The following is a 14,161-nucleotide window of genomic DNA, read 5'->3' on the forward strand; positions in this document are numbered from 1 at the left end:
GATGCTCCGAGGTGTCGAGCTCGCACCTCAATCAGGTCCCCGAGAGCCGCGACGACTCAGGTCGGAGTGCGCGGCCAGCACATGAGTCGACGGGAAGAAGTGATATCAGTGCGTCCCGCACCTCGCACACACCCCGGGTCTGCTCTGCGCGAATTCCCAACTTCCTCGCCGCTTGGACATGTTCGTAGGAGTCGTCCAGGAAGACGATTCTGTCGGCAGTGGTACCGACGGCACGGATAGCGTGATGAAACATCTCAGGATCCGGCTTCATCATCCCCAGTTCATGCGACACGAATGTCCAGTCGAAGTAACCGACAATGCCCCAACGGTCTCGATGCCGTTGCCAGTGAACGGAATTCGTGTTACTGAGGCATCCCATCGGGATGGTGCCATGAAGAGTTCGAATCAGCTCGACCGATCCCTCGAAGGGGCCCGCGGGCCATCGCGTGAAGTCGTCCACAAACTCGCTTACCGTCAGTGTGAGTCCCCAGTCGCGCACGATACCTTCGCCGAACGTATAGGCATCGCACGTACCCCGTTCAAAAGCTTGTACCCATCTGGATGCAACCCACCTAGATTGCAATGCTGCGTCGTCGTTCTCGCCTGTCAGTTCGGCAAGTCGACTCAGCCCGACGAAGTTCATCAACACGCCGCCAAGATCGAATAAGATCACATCGGATCCAGGTTCCTCAGACTCTTTCACGTTCAGACAAGTCCGTGACGTACGCATCGCATCCGTCAATCGGTGAAGAAAGCTTCGGTCACGACTTGTCCTCCTCGTCCTCGAACAGGATGTCGAGGAATCGGGTGTTGACGAAGAGGCGGTCTCGGCCGACCACGACCTGGTCCAGCACACGGGCTTCTACCAACGCCTCCAGCCATTTCGTGGCGGTCGGCCGCGACACCCTGCACCGTTCCACGACTGTTCGGATCCGCAGATACGGCTGCTCGAACAGGACCGCCAACAGGTCGGCGTCGACACCGCGGGGGAGGGCGGCGGCGATCTCGTCATGCACCACTGATTGCAGCACACGGATCGCCCCGATCTTCGTCAGGGTGAAGAGCGTGGTCTGTCGGACACCCTCGAGGATGTAGACCAGCCAGTCCTCCCAGGCGCCGTCCCGAGTGACCGCAAGGAGCAGGTCGTAGTACTGCTGCTTCGTCCGAATGATGTAGCGCGACAGGTACAGAATCGGCAGCGAGAGCAATCCGCTGGACACGAGCAGGAGCACGTTGAGAATCCGGCCGGTCCGGCCGTTGCCGTCCGAAAACGGGTGGATCGCCTCGAACTGATAATGCGTGATCGCCATGACGACGATCGGGTCGAGGTCGCTCTCGGAGTGGATGAAGTGTTCCCATGCCCGGAGCATCGCGACGATGACCTCTCGACCCTCGGGCGGCGTGTACACCCGCCGACCGCCCTGGCTGCCGATGAATGTTCCTGGTCCGGATCGGAAGTCGCTCTGGTACCCCTGGATCCTGGAACAGATGTCGACCGTCGTCGACGCGCTGAGCGGGCGCTCCCGGACAGTATCGAAGCCTGCACGGAGCGCCGACCGATATCGGAGTGCTTCGCGGGTCGCGGGATTCGTCGCGCCTTGCTCGTCCTCCGCCCACCGGAATAGCTCATCGGTCGTCGTGACGACGTTCTCGATCTCGGAACTCGCTTGCGCCTCGAGCAGTGGGATCGCGTTGATGAGCACCGTCGGGTCCGGCAGGGCTCGTGCCGCCTCGTCCAACCGAGCGAGTTCGGCGCGTGCCGCGATCGTCGCTTTCAGTACCCGCTTCGACTCGAGGTCGACGGGTGGGGGCAATGCGGGAAGCGCGTTGTACGGCTGCTCCGGCCACCAGATCCCCACTCCGCGAGGATACCGACCATGTAAACTTTTGGGTCATTTGTTTACAACCGGTGGAAGTGTTGTAAATCTTCTTGGCGCGACCTGCGCCCTCTGTTCAGGGCCGGTGGAACGTGAGGGCAGCCAGCGTCTGGCGCTCCTCGCCGCTGCTCGCTTCGATGTCGGCCGCCGTCGGGTCGCGCCCCAGATTGCGTGCGGCGCGGAGGTATGCGTCGAGCCCCTCGCGACGGCCGACCGCGATGGGTTGGACCGCCACGACCCTGAAGGCTGCTCGACCGGAGCCAGTAGACCAGCCGGAACCGAGGCTTGATGTCCCTCCGTCGGGGTCGCCGGTAGTGCGCTAGAATTCTGTACATGACCACGTTGTCAACCGCGGATGCCCGCGCCGGGTTCTCGAAGCTCGTGGAATCCGCTTCCACGACGCACGAGCGGTTCGAAGTCACGAGGAACGGTGCGCGCGCCGCAGTGATCCTCGGTGCGGACGACTACGACGCGCTGATCGAGACGATCGAGGTGTTGTCGGACCCGGATACGGTGCGCGACGTGCGCCGCGCCCTCGGCGAGTTCGCGTCAGGCGACACCGTGTCCAGCGATGAGATGCGTGAGCGGATGAAGGCCGCCGGACGCCTCCGGCAGTGACCGGTCCGTACGAAATCCGACTCTCGTCCTCGGCAGCCCGTGCGCTGGAGCGTGACCTGCCGGAGGCGGTGGCCGCCGCGGCGTGGGAGTTCATCGACGGCGCGCTACGGGCCAATCCGCAGCGGGTGGGGAAGCAGCTTCGCGAGCCGCTCTTCCCGCTGTACTCGGCTCGACGCGGTGAGTACCGCGTGGTGTACCGCATCGAAGAGCGGGTCCTGCTGATCGCAGTCGTCCGGATTATGCACCGCCGAGACGCCTACCGCGGTTCTTGAACCGGCCGGAGGGTCGAATGATCCCGCCTGGTGGTCTCGGTGTCGAGACTCACGCGTCGTCGCCTCGGTACGCTCGTCAGCGATGAGCGCGCCCGACACGGAGTCCACCGCCGGCGGCCCGGATGGCGGCAGCGGAGTGTCCGGCGAGCCGAGTCGGCGCCGCATCCGCGTCGCGCTGGTCTTCGGCGGGCGGTCCAGTGAGCATGCGATCAGCTGCGCCACCGCTGGGGGTGTGCTGTCGGCGATCGACCGCGACCGGTACGAGGTGGTGCCGATCGGTGTGACGCGCGAGGGGGCGTTCGTGCTGGAGCGCGACGACCCGGCGGCGTTCGCGCTCGATCCGGCCGCCCTGCCCGAGGTTCGCGACGACGGGTCGCGGGTACGCTGGCCCGCCTCGATCGCCGAGCGGGAGCTCATGCTCGAGGCGCCGGACGGGTCGCGGCGCTCGCTCGGGTCGGTCGATGTTGCATTCCCCATACTGCATGGACCATTCGGTGAGGACGGCACGATTCAGGGCATGTTCGAGCTGATCGGCGTCCCCTATGTCGGCAACGGGGTGCTCGCCTCCGCCCTCGGCATGGACAAGCACTTCACGAAGACGCTGCTGGAAGCCGCCGGCGTGCCGGTCGCGCCCTGGGTCACGCTCGGCCCCACGGACCGCACCGGCGACTCCGCCTATCTGCGCCGCCGGGTGGAGGGGCTGGGGTACCCCGTGTTCGTCAAGCCGGCTCGTGCGGGATCGTCGGTCGGCGTGACGCGGGTGACGGGGGAGGAGGGGTTGGACGCAGCCCTCGACGTGGCGTTCGCCGAGGACTCCCGGGTGCTCGTGGAGCGGCAGATGGTGGGGCGCGAGATCGAGTGCGGGGTGCTCGGCGACCTGGCCGGCGGCGCACCGCGGATCTCCGTCGCCGGCGAGATCGTGGTCACCGGACGCGATTTCTACGACTTCGACGCCAAATACCTGGACGCTCCCGGCGTCGACCTGGTGTGCCCCGCGTCGCTCACCGACCGCGAGCACGCGGAGTTGCAGCGCATCGCTGCGCGAGCGTTCCAGGCGATCGACGGGCGCGGGCTGGCGCGCGTGGACGTCTTCCTCACCGAGTCCGGATTCGTCGTCAACGAGATCAACACGATGCCGGGCTTCACTCCGGTGTCGATGTTTCCGCGGTGCTGGCAGCAGTCGGGGGTCGGCTATCCCGAGCTGATCGACACCCTGATCCGCCTCGCGCTGCTGTGATCCGGCCGCCGCACCGCCGTCTGCGCCGTCTGCTGCTCGCTCCGCTCGCCGTCGCGTCTCTGCTGCTGCTGACCGCGTGTGCACCGACGGTCAGCCTGCCGACCGCGCCCCATCAGACCGCCAAGGGCTGCGCCGCGATCAGCGTCCGGCTGCCGGCGACGGTCGGCTCGGCGGCGAAGCGGCTGACCGATCAGCAGGGCACGGCGGCCTGGGGGACCGGGAATCCGCCGAGCGTGGTGCTGCGCTGCGGAGTGACCCCGCCCGGCGCGACAACGGACCAGTGCCTCGAGTTCGGGGGCGTGGACTGGCTCGCCCGTCCCGTCCCTGGGACGCAGCAGTACGTCGTCACCACCTTCGGGCGCACCCCTGCCGTGCAACTGGTCATCGACACCGCGAGGATCGGCAGCAGCGTCGCACTCCCACCGATCTCCGATGCGATCAAGTCCGCCATCCCGACGCAGACGGCCCGCTGCGTGGCGGCCGACCCGGCGACTCCGACTCCGGCTCCGACGCCGACTCCGGCCCCGACGCCGTGAGCGCTGCTCGGATCTCGACGGACTCGGTCGGAGCCGTGGGGGAGCGGGCGGCGCTCGCCCGGATCATCCCGCGCCTGCCGACCGGCGTCGCGACCGTGCTGGGGCCGGGCGATGACGCCGCGGTGCTCGCGGTCGCCGACGGCCGCGCGGTGCTGACCACCGACGTGATGGTGGAAGGGCCGGACTTTCGCACTGCGTGGTCGACCCCGGAGGATCTCGGCCGCAAGGCGGTGGCGACGAACTTCTCGGACATCGCCGCGATGGGCGCGGTTCCGGTCGCCCTGATGATCGCGCTCGCCGTTCCCGCGCCGACGCCGGTGCCGGATCTGGAGGCGTTCGCGGACGGGGTTGCGGCGGCCTGCCGGGACCTGGCTCCGGAGTGCGGTGTGGTCGGCGGCGACCTGACCGTCTCGCCGGTCTTCACGATCGCGGTCACCGCCGTCGGGTCGTTGCAGGGCCGCGAGCCGATCCGCCGTGACGGGGCGCGGGCGGGCGACGTGCTGGCCTATTCGGGCCGGCTCGGCCTGGCCGGCGCCGCGCTGCACCTGCTCTTCGCGCGGGCTGTCGATGAGGACGGGAACCCCGACGTCGCATCGGCTGCCGCCCTTCGTGCCGAGAACCCGGACGCGCTCGCGGCCCAGCTCGCTCCTCGCCCGCCGATCGGGGACGGCCCGCGCGCAGCCCTGGCCGGAGCGACCGCGATGCTCGACGTCTCCGACGGCCTGCTGATCGACGCCGGACGGATCGCGCGGGCGAGCGGCGTGGTACTCGATCTGGATGCGACCGCCTTATCGGAGCACGCGTCGGCCGTCGCCGCTGCGCTCCCGGATCTGGGCGAAGAGCCGATGCGGTTCGTCCTGGCCGGCGGCGAGGACCACGGCCTGCTCGCCTGCTTCCCTGCGGAGGCGACGCTGCCCGGCGGATTCCGCCTGCTGGGTGTTGTTCGTGCGGGGGAGCCCGAGGTGCGGATCGACGGTGTTACACCGCCTTCCGGCCGTGCCGGCTGGGACTCCTTCACAGCCTGACTGGTACTGCGTCTTGCCCTGTGTCCAACCCCGCACTGAGGGCCGTTGTGGAGGAGTCGACGCGCCGGTCGCTGAGGTGCGATTCCGCTGATTGAGGACGGATCTCAGTCCCGGAGGGAGTGTCGGTGGTGGGTGGTTGAGTGCAGGTATGCACACCGCAGCAGCCGCGACCCGCGAAGCGCTGGACGGCGCGTTCGCTGCGGTGCTCGCTGCACCCGTCCTGCCGCGGACTGCGACGGATGGCGAGGTGCTTGCTGCGGTGGAGGGGTGGGAGGCGATCGGTCGGGTCGTCGATGCCCGCCGGGTCCGTGCCGCCGCGGAGGTGGAGTGGCGGTCCCGGGTGCAGTTGAGCCCGAATGGTCTCGCCGAGCAGTACGACGCCCGCGATGGCGCGGACCTGGTCTCCACGGTCGCCCGGATCGGGACGAAGGAAGCGAAGCGTCGGATCGGGGTCGGCACCGCCCTAATGCCCCGCCTCGGCCTGACCGGCGATGAGCTGCCCGGCCGGTACCCGGTGATGACCGCCGCGGTGAACGCGGGTGAGGTGGGTGTCGAAGCCGCCCGGCTGGTGGTGGAGACCCTGAACTCCGTCAGGAAGCGGACCACGATCGACAACCTGGAGATCGCGGAAGCCCAACTGGCTGAAGCCGCCGGGATCCTTACACCGGACCTGCTGCATGTGCAGACCGCGACGTGGGCGGAGTACCTCGATCCGGACGGTACTGAACCCGCTGACGAAGCCCGACGACAGAAACGTGCGTTCCGGCTCGGACGCCTCGGGGTGGATGGATTGACGTCGTTCACCGGACGCGCGACCCCGGAAGTGGCCGCACTCCTCCGGGAAGCGTTACAAGCACACCGGCGTGGGGTGCGGATGACGTACCAGCCTCCCGGCGGTGAGGACGCCGAGGATCTGGAGTCCACCTGGCGGGAAACCGACGGGGACCAGCGGACCACGACGCAATACGACTTCGACACCTTCGCCGCCATCATCACCGCAGGAGTCCAGGCCGAACACGACGGGACCGTCGGGACGAAGGCCGTTCACGAGGTCGTCGTCCACGTCACCGCCACCGACCTGGACGAGCGTTCTGGTGGTGGCTGGCCGGAGGGGATCCTCACCCGACTCCCCGTCCCTACCGTGGAACGGATCGCCTGCGACGGACGCACACGACTGCTGATCACCGGGGAGCAGGGTGAGGCGCTCTACCTGGGGCTCTCGAACCGCCTGTTCACGCCCGCACAGAAGAAAGCCCTCGCCGCACGCGACGGCGGCTGCGCGTGGCCCGGCTGCACCGCCCCGGTCGCGTGGACCGACGCGCACCACATCGCCTGGTGGCACCGCGATCAGGGACCCACCGACATCGACAACGGGGTACTGCTGTGCAGCCACCACCATCATCTGATCCACAACACCGACCGGCACGAGATCCGGCTCCACGCGAAGCGACCGCACCTGGTACCGAAGGGCTGGCGCGGGCCGCCACTACCCCGACACCGCATGCAACGACACCCCATCGACCACGTGCGCGGCGGACCGCCGAAGCGGATGTAGCACCAGCCCGCTCGTCCGCTGTCGAGACTCTTCGCGAGGCGTTCTGAGACAGGCTCCACACCGGATGCAGGACAGAGCTCGAGGTGCGTCCCAGCGCACCGCGCAAGCGTCCTATTAGTCCGGAAGCAGTCCGAGTTCGTCGGTCTCGTGGTTGAGCGGGACCACGGACCCTGCGACCGCCCGCATGCGCTCGCTGTACAGGTCGACATCGAGACCGAACAGGTTCCAGCGCGGCAGGTAGGACAGCAGGAACGCGTTGCTACCCGCGAGGGACAGCTTGCCGACCTCACCGGCGAGCAGCAGCGTCCGCTCCGTTGCCGTCAAGTCGAACTCGTCGAGTGCCGCCTCAGGATCCCTCTGCGCGACGTTGCGAACGCGCTCATCCATAAGACAGGCGCGGCAGAACTTTCCAACCTGGTACGCGCTCATGCGAGACTCCAGAACCCATAGCCGTGCCCGAACTGCGGTTGCATGTCCAGCGTGGTCGGCGTGCCGCCACCGATCGCAGCGATCATCGCCAGCCAGTTCAGCAGCTCACCGCCGACGTTCCCAGCGGCGGCCATGCGCGCGCGTGTCGCAACGCTCAGTAATCGTTCATGGTCACCGGCTGCCAGAAGCAAGTGCACCTGTTCGGCCCAAGCGGGGTCCGGAACGCCGAAGATCTTCTTGGGCTCAATGAAATGGCCGCCTACATCGAGGGAAAAACTGCCGCTCCCGAGTACGACCACGCGCAGGTCTTCGGGCCATCGCCTGATTGCAGCTCCAACGGCCTCGCCGAGGGCCCACGCCCGTCGCGCGGAGGGCAGCGGTGGGATGTGCCCGTTGACGAAGACCGGGACGATGGGCATGTCGGCGGCGGGGCCGAAGAACTGCAGCGGTACCAGCCAGGAGTGGTCGAGTGTGAACTCCTGAGTGAGCGAGATATCGAACCCGGCGAGGATCGACGACACCCGGATGTGCTCGGCGAGTGCCTCATGCACAGCGAGGTCGACGTGCTTGAGGCCCGGGGTCCCATCGTTCGGACCGCTCGTCGACGGGGCGACTCCGACGCTGAGGGTCGGGAAGTTATCGAAGAAGAACGTGTTCAGGTGGTCGGTGGAGAACATCACCAGGACGTCCGCATGCGCGGCGGAGAGTTGATCGGCGATCCCTCGATAGCACCGTGCCGTCTCGTCCGACTCATCGCCAACTCGGACATTCGATGCAAATGCGGGGGTGTGCGGAACACCGATCCCGGCCACGATCTGAGCCACCGCGCCTTCCCTCCGTCGTCGCTCTACGACTATTCTTATACGCAGAATAGCACTCTGCTAGGTAGCGACACTGACCTTCGAGCAGAGGTCAGACACGTCACGCAAGCAGAGGTCCGACTGAGATCGCCGTAGGGCAGATCACAGTGTCCGCCCGGCGACTCAGCGCTCGGGCGGGTCATCCAGCTTGTAACGGTCGACTACGAGGTTCATGATGACCGGCTCCGACTCGACGCTATCGCCAAGAGCCGCGAGCACGGCCGCGAGCGCGGGCGACTTGTCATGTTCATCCGATCCCTGCTGGCCGTCGTAGGTTTCGAACATCGCGACGCTGTCGGGTTCGCCCTCAACCGACATCAGGGTCCACTCGAGCGTGCCAGGCTCGTTCTGTGTGTGCAGTCGATTCACCTCGAGTAGCTGCATGAAGTCCGTCTTTTTTTCGGGACGTACTTTGAGGTAGACGAACTTGGCGAGGTGCTGCATATGATCCTCCATGAGTGTCCTGCTGATCAAGGCTTAGACGTACCGATGAGAGCCGGCGTCGACCGAATAAGCGGCTCCGGTAATCTGCCGAGCAGAATCCGAGGCGAGGAATACCGCCACCGCAGCCACGTCTTCGGGCTCGTTCATACGTCCGAGGGGTAGTTGGCGCAAATCTCGCGCGAAGTAGGTCTTGGTGTCCTCAAAAGTTTTTCCCACCTCGGCCGACATGCTGGTCAGAAAGTCGTCCATCGCGGGGGTCGCCGTCGGTCCCGGTGAAATACAATTCGACCTGATTCCCGATGGACCAAATTCGATGGAAAGACTTTTCGATAGACTGAGGACCGCAGACTTTGTCACTGCGTAATCGACGAAGAAGGGGTCCGGCTGCCGACCGGCATCGCTGGCGATACTAACGATCGCACCTCGTCCCTTTGCCGCCATATGCGGGAGCACTGAACGGGTCGTCCTTACCATGGCGAAGAAGTTGATGTCCATCAGCCTCATCCATTCGGCGTCCGTGACACTGAGGAATCCTGCGCGGTACGGCGCAAGACCGACGTTATTAACTAGTACGTCGATCACACCGAGCGCCGACACCGTGCCCTCAACCCACGCCTCAATCTGGTCGGCATCTGAGAAGTCCACTACCGAGGCAAGGGGTGAGCGGCGGGCTTCGATGGCATCGATCGCCGCGGTGCGCAGGTCGCCCCCGACCACCTGGGCTCCTTCCGCAGCGAACGCGCGAGCAATAGCCAGGCCGATTCCTTGCCCGGCGCCGGTCACCATGACGACTTTGCCCTCAAGGCCAAGCTCCAAAGCCGTGCTCCCCTCCTCAGATGTCCAGCGTCGTCTAGCGCAGGAGCTGACCGCCGTCGATGCTGTAAACCTGGCCAGTAATCCAGGACGCGTCGTCGGACAGCAGGAAAGAAACCGCGGAGGCGATATCCGATGGGAGGCCGAGTCGGGTCGCGTGGATAGAATCCCGTACCTGCTCGTGCCACTCCGGACGCTCGGCAGCCTCCGCCAGGACGACCTCGGTCCGCGTAAGACCCGGCGCTACAGCATTAGAGCGAATACCTTCTTTACCCCACCGAGCTGAGGTGTGCCGCATCAGAGCGGTAACGCCCGATTTTGCGACGCCATAAGCGACGTGCAGTGGCTCGCCCATGAACGCGGCGGTTGACGAGGTGTGCACGATTGCGCCACCACCGCCCGCAATCATCTTCGGAACTGCGTGCCGAACCAAGTAAAGGTGACCTTTCAGCGCGACGTCGAGCGTTCGATCCCAGACCGCGATCGGCACGTTCACGGCGTTGTCGTCGGCGCCGAACGTGGCTGCGCTCAGGTCGGCGGCATTTGCGTGAAGTCCGTCCAGTCGACCGTGTCGAGTGATCACAGTTTCGACGAGGTCACGTACCGACTCCTCATTCGTGATGTCGAACTCGAGAGCGGTCACCTCCCCTCCTAGGTCCCGAAGAGTTGCCGCCGTCTGTTCGGCCCTTGTGATATTCACATCGCCAATAACGACTTCAGCGCCCTCCTCCGCGAGTCGTTCGGCGACTGCGGCCCCTATGCCGGTAGCCCCGCCGGCGACGATGATGACTTTTTCCTGGAGCCCGCGCATGTGTTCACATTCCTTCGTTCGTGCGATCTGATGGTGAGAGTGGTGATGTTATTTGCTAATATTCGCCTTGGCCGGTTGTGCGGTCGACGACTCAGGCGTCGACCGCGAACGCCGGGTTAGCCCTATTCGATCGCCAAGCACGGCGACTATGAGGATTACTCCGGTTACAATCTGCTGCCAGAAGCTCGGCACGCCTGAGATACTGAGCCCGTTCGATAGCACTCCGATGAACAGGACACCCATCGCGGTGCCGATCACGCCGCCAACACCTCCGCTGAGTAAAGTTCCCCCTAGGAGTACTGCGGCTATGGCCTGTAGTGGGAGGTTATTATCCACCTGCGGCGAGGCGACGCCAATACGTGAGATAGCGACGATGCCGCCGATCGCGGCACAGAAGCCCGAGAAGCCATATACCAGCATGATGGTGCGTGGAACTCGGATACCTGAGAGGCGAGCAGCGGTGAGACTGCCCCCGACGGCGTAGACGTCCCGGCCGAAGAACGTGCGTTGCTGGATAAACAAAGTCACGGCGAATAGAATGATCATGATGTAGACAGGCCCAGAGAGCCCAAGAAACCGGGTGACTGCTAGGTCGAGGATAGCGGGTGAGTTAACTGGAATTGACTCGGTATTCGACCAGAGATTCACGATACCTGTGAATCCAGTCATGGTTGCCAAGGTCACGACGAAGAACGAAACGCCGAGTCGACCGATGAGCACGCCGTTGATGAAGGCACCGATAGCGGAGCCGGCGACTAAACTGACGATAATTCCCAGCCACGCCGGGACGCCGGCACCAATTAGCTTTGCGAGCAATATTCCAATGAGCGCACCGACTGGCGCAACGGAGAGGTCGGCGCCAGCGGTGATCAGCACCAGGGTCATCCCCATGGATACAATCCAGAGAACCGACACCGCCGTCAGCAGATTCTGCAGATTAGCGGTGGTCGCAAATGCTGGCTGTGTGACTGCCAGGACGACGAAGACGATAACCAGGACGAACAGGACGGGCCGGAAGGGCCGGGACCCTCGCCAAATCGTCGTCCAGGCGGATGGCCGAGAAGATACTTCAGTGGTCAAGGTGACCTCCCGCTAGACCGGAGAGCAATGCTTCGTCGGCCTCGTCCCTCAGTACCTCAGCGACGATTCGGCCGTGGAGCATGACCGCGATCCGGTCGCAGATCGTGAGTAGTTCGTCGTTCTCAGATGAACTCACCAGCAGAGCTACGCCTCGGTCGGCCAGCTCAGTAAGGATTTGGTGGATCTCCGCCTTCGCGGCGACGTCGACGCCTCGACTCGGCTCGTCGAGTAGCAGTACTTTCGGAGGGTTGACCAGCCATTTGCCGAGAGCGACCTTCTGCTGGTTACCACCGCTGAGGGTGCCAACGGGCACGTTGGCCCCGTTCGCGCGTATCCGCACGCTCTCTGAGACCCGACGGGTCGCCACCACGTCGCGACTTGTGCGCGGAGGTGAGCCACGGAATCGCGAGCTCCCGGCGACCATCATCAGATTGTCGAAGACGGACATGCCGAGTATTACGCCCCCGGTCTTCCGATCGGGAGGCACATATCCGATACCGCGGCTTATCGACGACGATGGATGATCGGACGCCAGCGGGATCCCATCGATGAGGACCGTTCCCGACCGGCCCCTCGAACCGAACACCGCTTCAAGGAGGTCGCTGCGTCCAGCGCCGACCAGCCCCGCCAATCCGACGATCTCGCCACGGTAGAGAGAGAGGTCGACGTTGTGAAGGTCCGGTGCGGACGAGACAGCACTGAGCTTCAGTACGGGATCCGCGTGGCGCTGTCCGTTTCGACCGGAAGATTTACCGCGCGGAACACGCTCGGCCGCCCTCGAATCGCCCACCATTGCGGCCACCAGCGTGTCGGCGTTGAACGACCGTGCCGCCCCGCTTGCAACCGTGCGGCCGTCCCGCAGCACGGTGAGGTCGTCGCAGATCTCGAATAGCTCACTGAGGCGATGCGTGACGAGGATCGTCGACACCCCGCCTGTGCTGAGGTTCCTGATCACCTGGAAGATCGCGCTGACCCCGTCCTCGCTGAGGGAACTGGTGGGCTCATCGAGAATGAGGACGCGTGAGTCCATGGAGAGCGCCCGCGCGATCTCCACCATCTGGCGACGATCCGGACGAAGCGTGCCGACCAGGGCACGCGGATCGTAGTCCAGTCCGAGTCGGTCGAGAATCGAGCTTGCTCGTTCGTGCGAACGGGGCCAATCGATACCGGTCCGTCCTCTGACGAGGCGATGTCCGAGCAGGATGTTCTCGGTCACTGAGAGCATCGGTGCTAGTGCGGTCTCCTGCGACACCATCGCGATGCCGGTGCGCAGCGCATCGACCGGCGACAAGAAATTCACGGGCTTCCCGTCGACCTGCAACGATCCTTCGTCAGGCCGCACCTGTCCAGAAAGGACGCCGAGGATCGTGGACTTACCCGATCCATTTTCGCCGATTAATCCATGGACGGTTCCAGGGCGGTCAATCCTAAGTCGACCGTCCCGCAGGGCGCGGATACCCCCGAAACGCTTGCTGATTCCCTCCAGGTTCAGTAGAGGAGGGACAACCGTCTCGACCGTCACTGGGATGCCGACGAGACGTTTGATTTCGTGATGAACTTCATCGGGGTAGTGACGAAGGGCGGTACCTTTGCCTTCGGACTACCGATGAGCACCATCGCCGCATCCGCCTGATTCGTACCTATCGCCTTGAAGTCGATCTGCGTCACACCCCATAACACGCCGCTCTTCACCCCGGCGATCGCCGCCGGCTGTCCGTCGCTCGCTACGATCCGCACGTCCGTACGTGAAGACCCTCGAGCGGTGGACGAAGCGGCAAGGCCGGTGTTGTCGTTGTAGGCGAAAATTGTTTTCACTGTTGGATATTTCGCAAGGAGTGATCCCGCGGCTGCCGACGCACCCGCTGCGTTGTCAGATTGTGCGTCGACCTCGCCCAGGAACTTGAGCCCAAATTTGTCGGCCCAGTACTTCTGCCGCTTTGCGAAGTACGTCAGACCAGCGACCGGAGCCGCGAGTCCGATGATGGCATACGGACTACCCGGGTCTGCGTTCGCGACCGCCTGAGCACGGAGGAAGGCGTCGTGGTCAAAGCCTTGCACGATGTCCGTACGCAGCGTTGCGATGAGGGGCTGATCCGCGGCGACGGGCGCGTTCTGCGGTATCACAACGATTTGGGCCGCGGCCGCCGCTTTGAAGCACGGAGCCAGCGAGTTCGGATCAAGCGGGTAGAGAAGGATCGCGTTGACCTTCTGCGCGATGAGCTGGTTGCAGTTGTTCACCTGCGTGGTGACGTCGAGCTGGTCGTCCTTCGAGATGAACTTTCCGCTGTGTTTCAGCACCTCGGCCTTCGCGGCTGCCTCGCCGGCTTGCAGCGAAGGGATCGCCGAGTAGATGTTCATGTAGCCGACCGTGAAACCCGTCGGCGGCGTCGACACTCCGGTGTAGGAGGTGGGCAGACCTGCTTCGACGCCGTCGTAAGTCAGTTTCGGCGCACTTGCTGAGGTGCTCGACGATGGCTGAGCACTCGGCCCATCGGTGCTGCATGCAGCAAGAGAGGATACGAGTAGAGCCGAAGCAGTGAGTATAACCGCTCCGCGGACAGATCTTTTCACTGTTGTCCAATCATCTTTGACTCGAGAATTTGT

Annotated in this window: 17 protein-coding genes; 6 read left to right on the plus strand and 11 right to left on the minus strand. The window is 64.8% G+C overall.

All coding sequences use genetic code 11. The features are described from left to right. Nucleotides 1-31 precede the first annotated feature (31 nt). The 3 genes from ACFE7H_RS01550 to ACFE7H_RS01560 all read right to left on the minus strand — a co-directional run bounded on the left by ACFE7H_RS01550 (nt 32) and on the right by ACFE7H_RS01560 (nt 2,112). Nucleotides 32-673, minus strand: a complete 642-nt coding sequence (locus ACFE7H_RS01550) for an HAD family hydrolase (RefSeq protein ID WP_375399429.1) — start codon at nt 671-673, stop codon at nt 32-34. 88 nt (nt 674-761) lie between these two features. Beyond that, a complete protein-coding gene (locus ACFE7H_RS01555) occupies nt 762-1,859 on the minus strand; it encodes a Fic family protein (protein ID WP_375399430.1) in 1,098 nt (365 codons plus the stop codon). 94 nt (nt 1,860-1,953) lie between these two features. Beyond that, entirely contained in the window at nt 1,954-2,112 is a 159-nt protein-coding gene (locus ACFE7H_RS01560; RefSeq protein WP_375399431.1) for a hypothetical protein, read from the minus strand. Nucleotides 2,113-2,210: 98 nt separating this feature from the next. Between ACFE7H_RS01560 and ACFE7H_RS01565 the strand changes: the two genes are divergently transcribed. The 6 genes from ACFE7H_RS01565 to ACFE7H_RS01590 all read left to right on the plus strand — a co-directional run bounded on the left by ACFE7H_RS01565 (nt 2,211) and on the right by ACFE7H_RS01590 (nt 7,120). After that, complete coding sequence (locus tag ACFE7H_RS01565; RefSeq protein WP_375399432.1) at nt 2,211-2,495, plus strand: type II toxin-antitoxin system Phd/YefM family antitoxin; 285 nt, start codon at nt 2,211-2,213, stop codon at nt 2,493-2,495. Next, complete coding sequence (locus ACFE7H_RS01570) at nt 2,492-2,767, plus strand: type II toxin-antitoxin system RelE/ParE family toxin (RefSeq protein ID WP_375399433.1); 276 nt, start codon at nt 2,492-2,494, stop codon at nt 2,765-2,767. Before ACFE7H_RS01565 ends, ACFE7H_RS01570 begins: the two co-directional genes overlap by 4 nt. A gap of 82 nt (nt 2,768-2,849) precedes the next feature. Continuing rightward, on the plus strand, nt 2,850-4,004 hold the full coding sequence (locus ACFE7H_RS01575) for a D-alanine--D-alanine ligase family protein (protein ID WP_375399434.1): 1,155 nt from the start codon (nt 2,850-2,852) through the stop codon (nt 4,002-4,004). After that, nucleotides 4,001-4,540: a DUF3515 family protein gene (locus tag ACFE7H_RS01580; RefSeq protein WP_375399435.1), complete on the plus strand. Its 540-nt coding sequence runs from the start codon at nt 4,001-4,003 to the stop codon at nt 4,538-4,540. Before ACFE7H_RS01575 ends, ACFE7H_RS01580 begins: the two co-directional genes overlap by 4 nt. After that, nucleotides 4,537-5,565, plus strand: coding sequence for a thiamine-phosphate kinase (locus ACFE7H_RS01585; protein WP_375399436.1), 1,029 nt, complete (start codon nt 4,537-4,539; stop codon nt 5,563-5,565). The genes ACFE7H_RS01580 and ACFE7H_RS01585 overlap by 4 nt, the downstream gene beginning before the upstream one ends. Before the next feature lie 148 nt (nt 5,566-5,713). Then, complete coding sequence (locus ACFE7H_RS01590; protein WP_375399437.1) at nt 5,714-7,120, plus strand: DUF222 domain-containing protein; 1,407 nt, start codon at nt 5,714-5,716, stop codon at nt 7,118-7,120. Between the two features lie 114 nt (nt 7,121-7,234). Here the strand turns inward: ACFE7H_RS01590 and ACFE7H_RS01595 are convergent, their stop codons facing one another. The 8 genes from ACFE7H_RS01595 to ACFE7H_RS01630 all read right to left on the minus strand — a co-directional run bounded on the left by ACFE7H_RS01595 (nt 7,235) and on the right by ACFE7H_RS01630 (nt 13,915). Continuing rightward, nucleotides 7,235-7,507, minus strand: coding sequence for a hypothetical protein (locus ACFE7H_RS01595; RefSeq protein WP_375399438.1), 273 nt, complete (start codon nt 7,505-7,507; stop codon nt 7,235-7,237). Nucleotides 7,508-7,545: 38 nt separating this feature from the next. Continuing rightward, nucleotides 7,546-8,361: a hypothetical protein gene (locus tag ACFE7H_RS01600; RefSeq protein ID WP_375399439.1), complete on the minus strand. Its 816-nt coding sequence runs from the start codon at nt 8,359-8,361 to the stop codon at nt 7,546-7,548. A 171-nt stretch (nt 8,362-8,532) separates the two neighbouring features. Beyond that, nucleotides 8,533-8,853: a putative quinol monooxygenase gene (locus ACFE7H_RS01605; RefSeq protein WP_375399440.1), complete on the minus strand. Its 321-nt coding sequence runs from the start codon at nt 8,851-8,853 to the stop codon at nt 8,533-8,535. A 33-nt stretch (nt 8,854-8,886) separates the two neighbouring features. Beyond that, nucleotides 8,887-9,639, minus strand: a complete 753-nt coding sequence (locus ACFE7H_RS01610; RefSeq protein WP_375399441.1) for an SDR family NAD(P)-dependent oxidoreductase — start codon at nt 9,637-9,639, stop codon at nt 8,887-8,889. Nucleotides 9,640-9,703: 64 nt separating this feature from the next. Further along, entirely contained in the window at nt 9,704-10,477 is a 774-nt protein-coding gene (locus ACFE7H_RS01615; RefSeq protein ID WP_375399442.1) for an SDR family NAD(P)-dependent oxidoreductase, read from the minus strand. Nucleotides 10,478-10,525: 48 nt separating this feature from the next. Then, complete coding sequence (locus ACFE7H_RS01620; protein WP_375399443.1) at nt 10,526-11,557, minus strand: ABC transporter permease; 1,032 nt, start codon at nt 11,555-11,557, stop codon at nt 10,526-10,528. Beyond that, nucleotides 11,547-13,079 (minus strand): sugar ABC transporter ATP-binding protein, encoded by a 1,533-nt coding sequence (locus ACFE7H_RS01625; protein ID WP_375399444.1) that lies wholly within the window; start codon nt 13,077-13,079, stop codon nt 11,547-11,549. Before ACFE7H_RS01625 ends, ACFE7H_RS01620 begins: the two co-directional genes overlap by 11 nt. Then, nucleotides 13,076-13,915, minus strand: coding sequence for a sugar ABC transporter substrate-binding protein (locus ACFE7H_RS01630; protein WP_375399445.1), 840 nt, complete (start codon nt 13,913-13,915; stop codon nt 13,076-13,078). The genes ACFE7H_RS01625 and ACFE7H_RS01630 overlap by 4 nt, the downstream gene beginning before the upstream one ends. Nucleotides 13,916-14,161: the final 246 nt, after the last annotated feature.

The organism is uncultured Amnibacterium sp., assembly GCF_964250715.1.
Taxonomy (GTDB): domain Bacteria; phylum Actinomycetota; class Actinomycetes; order Actinomycetales; family Microbacteriaceae; genus Amnibacterium.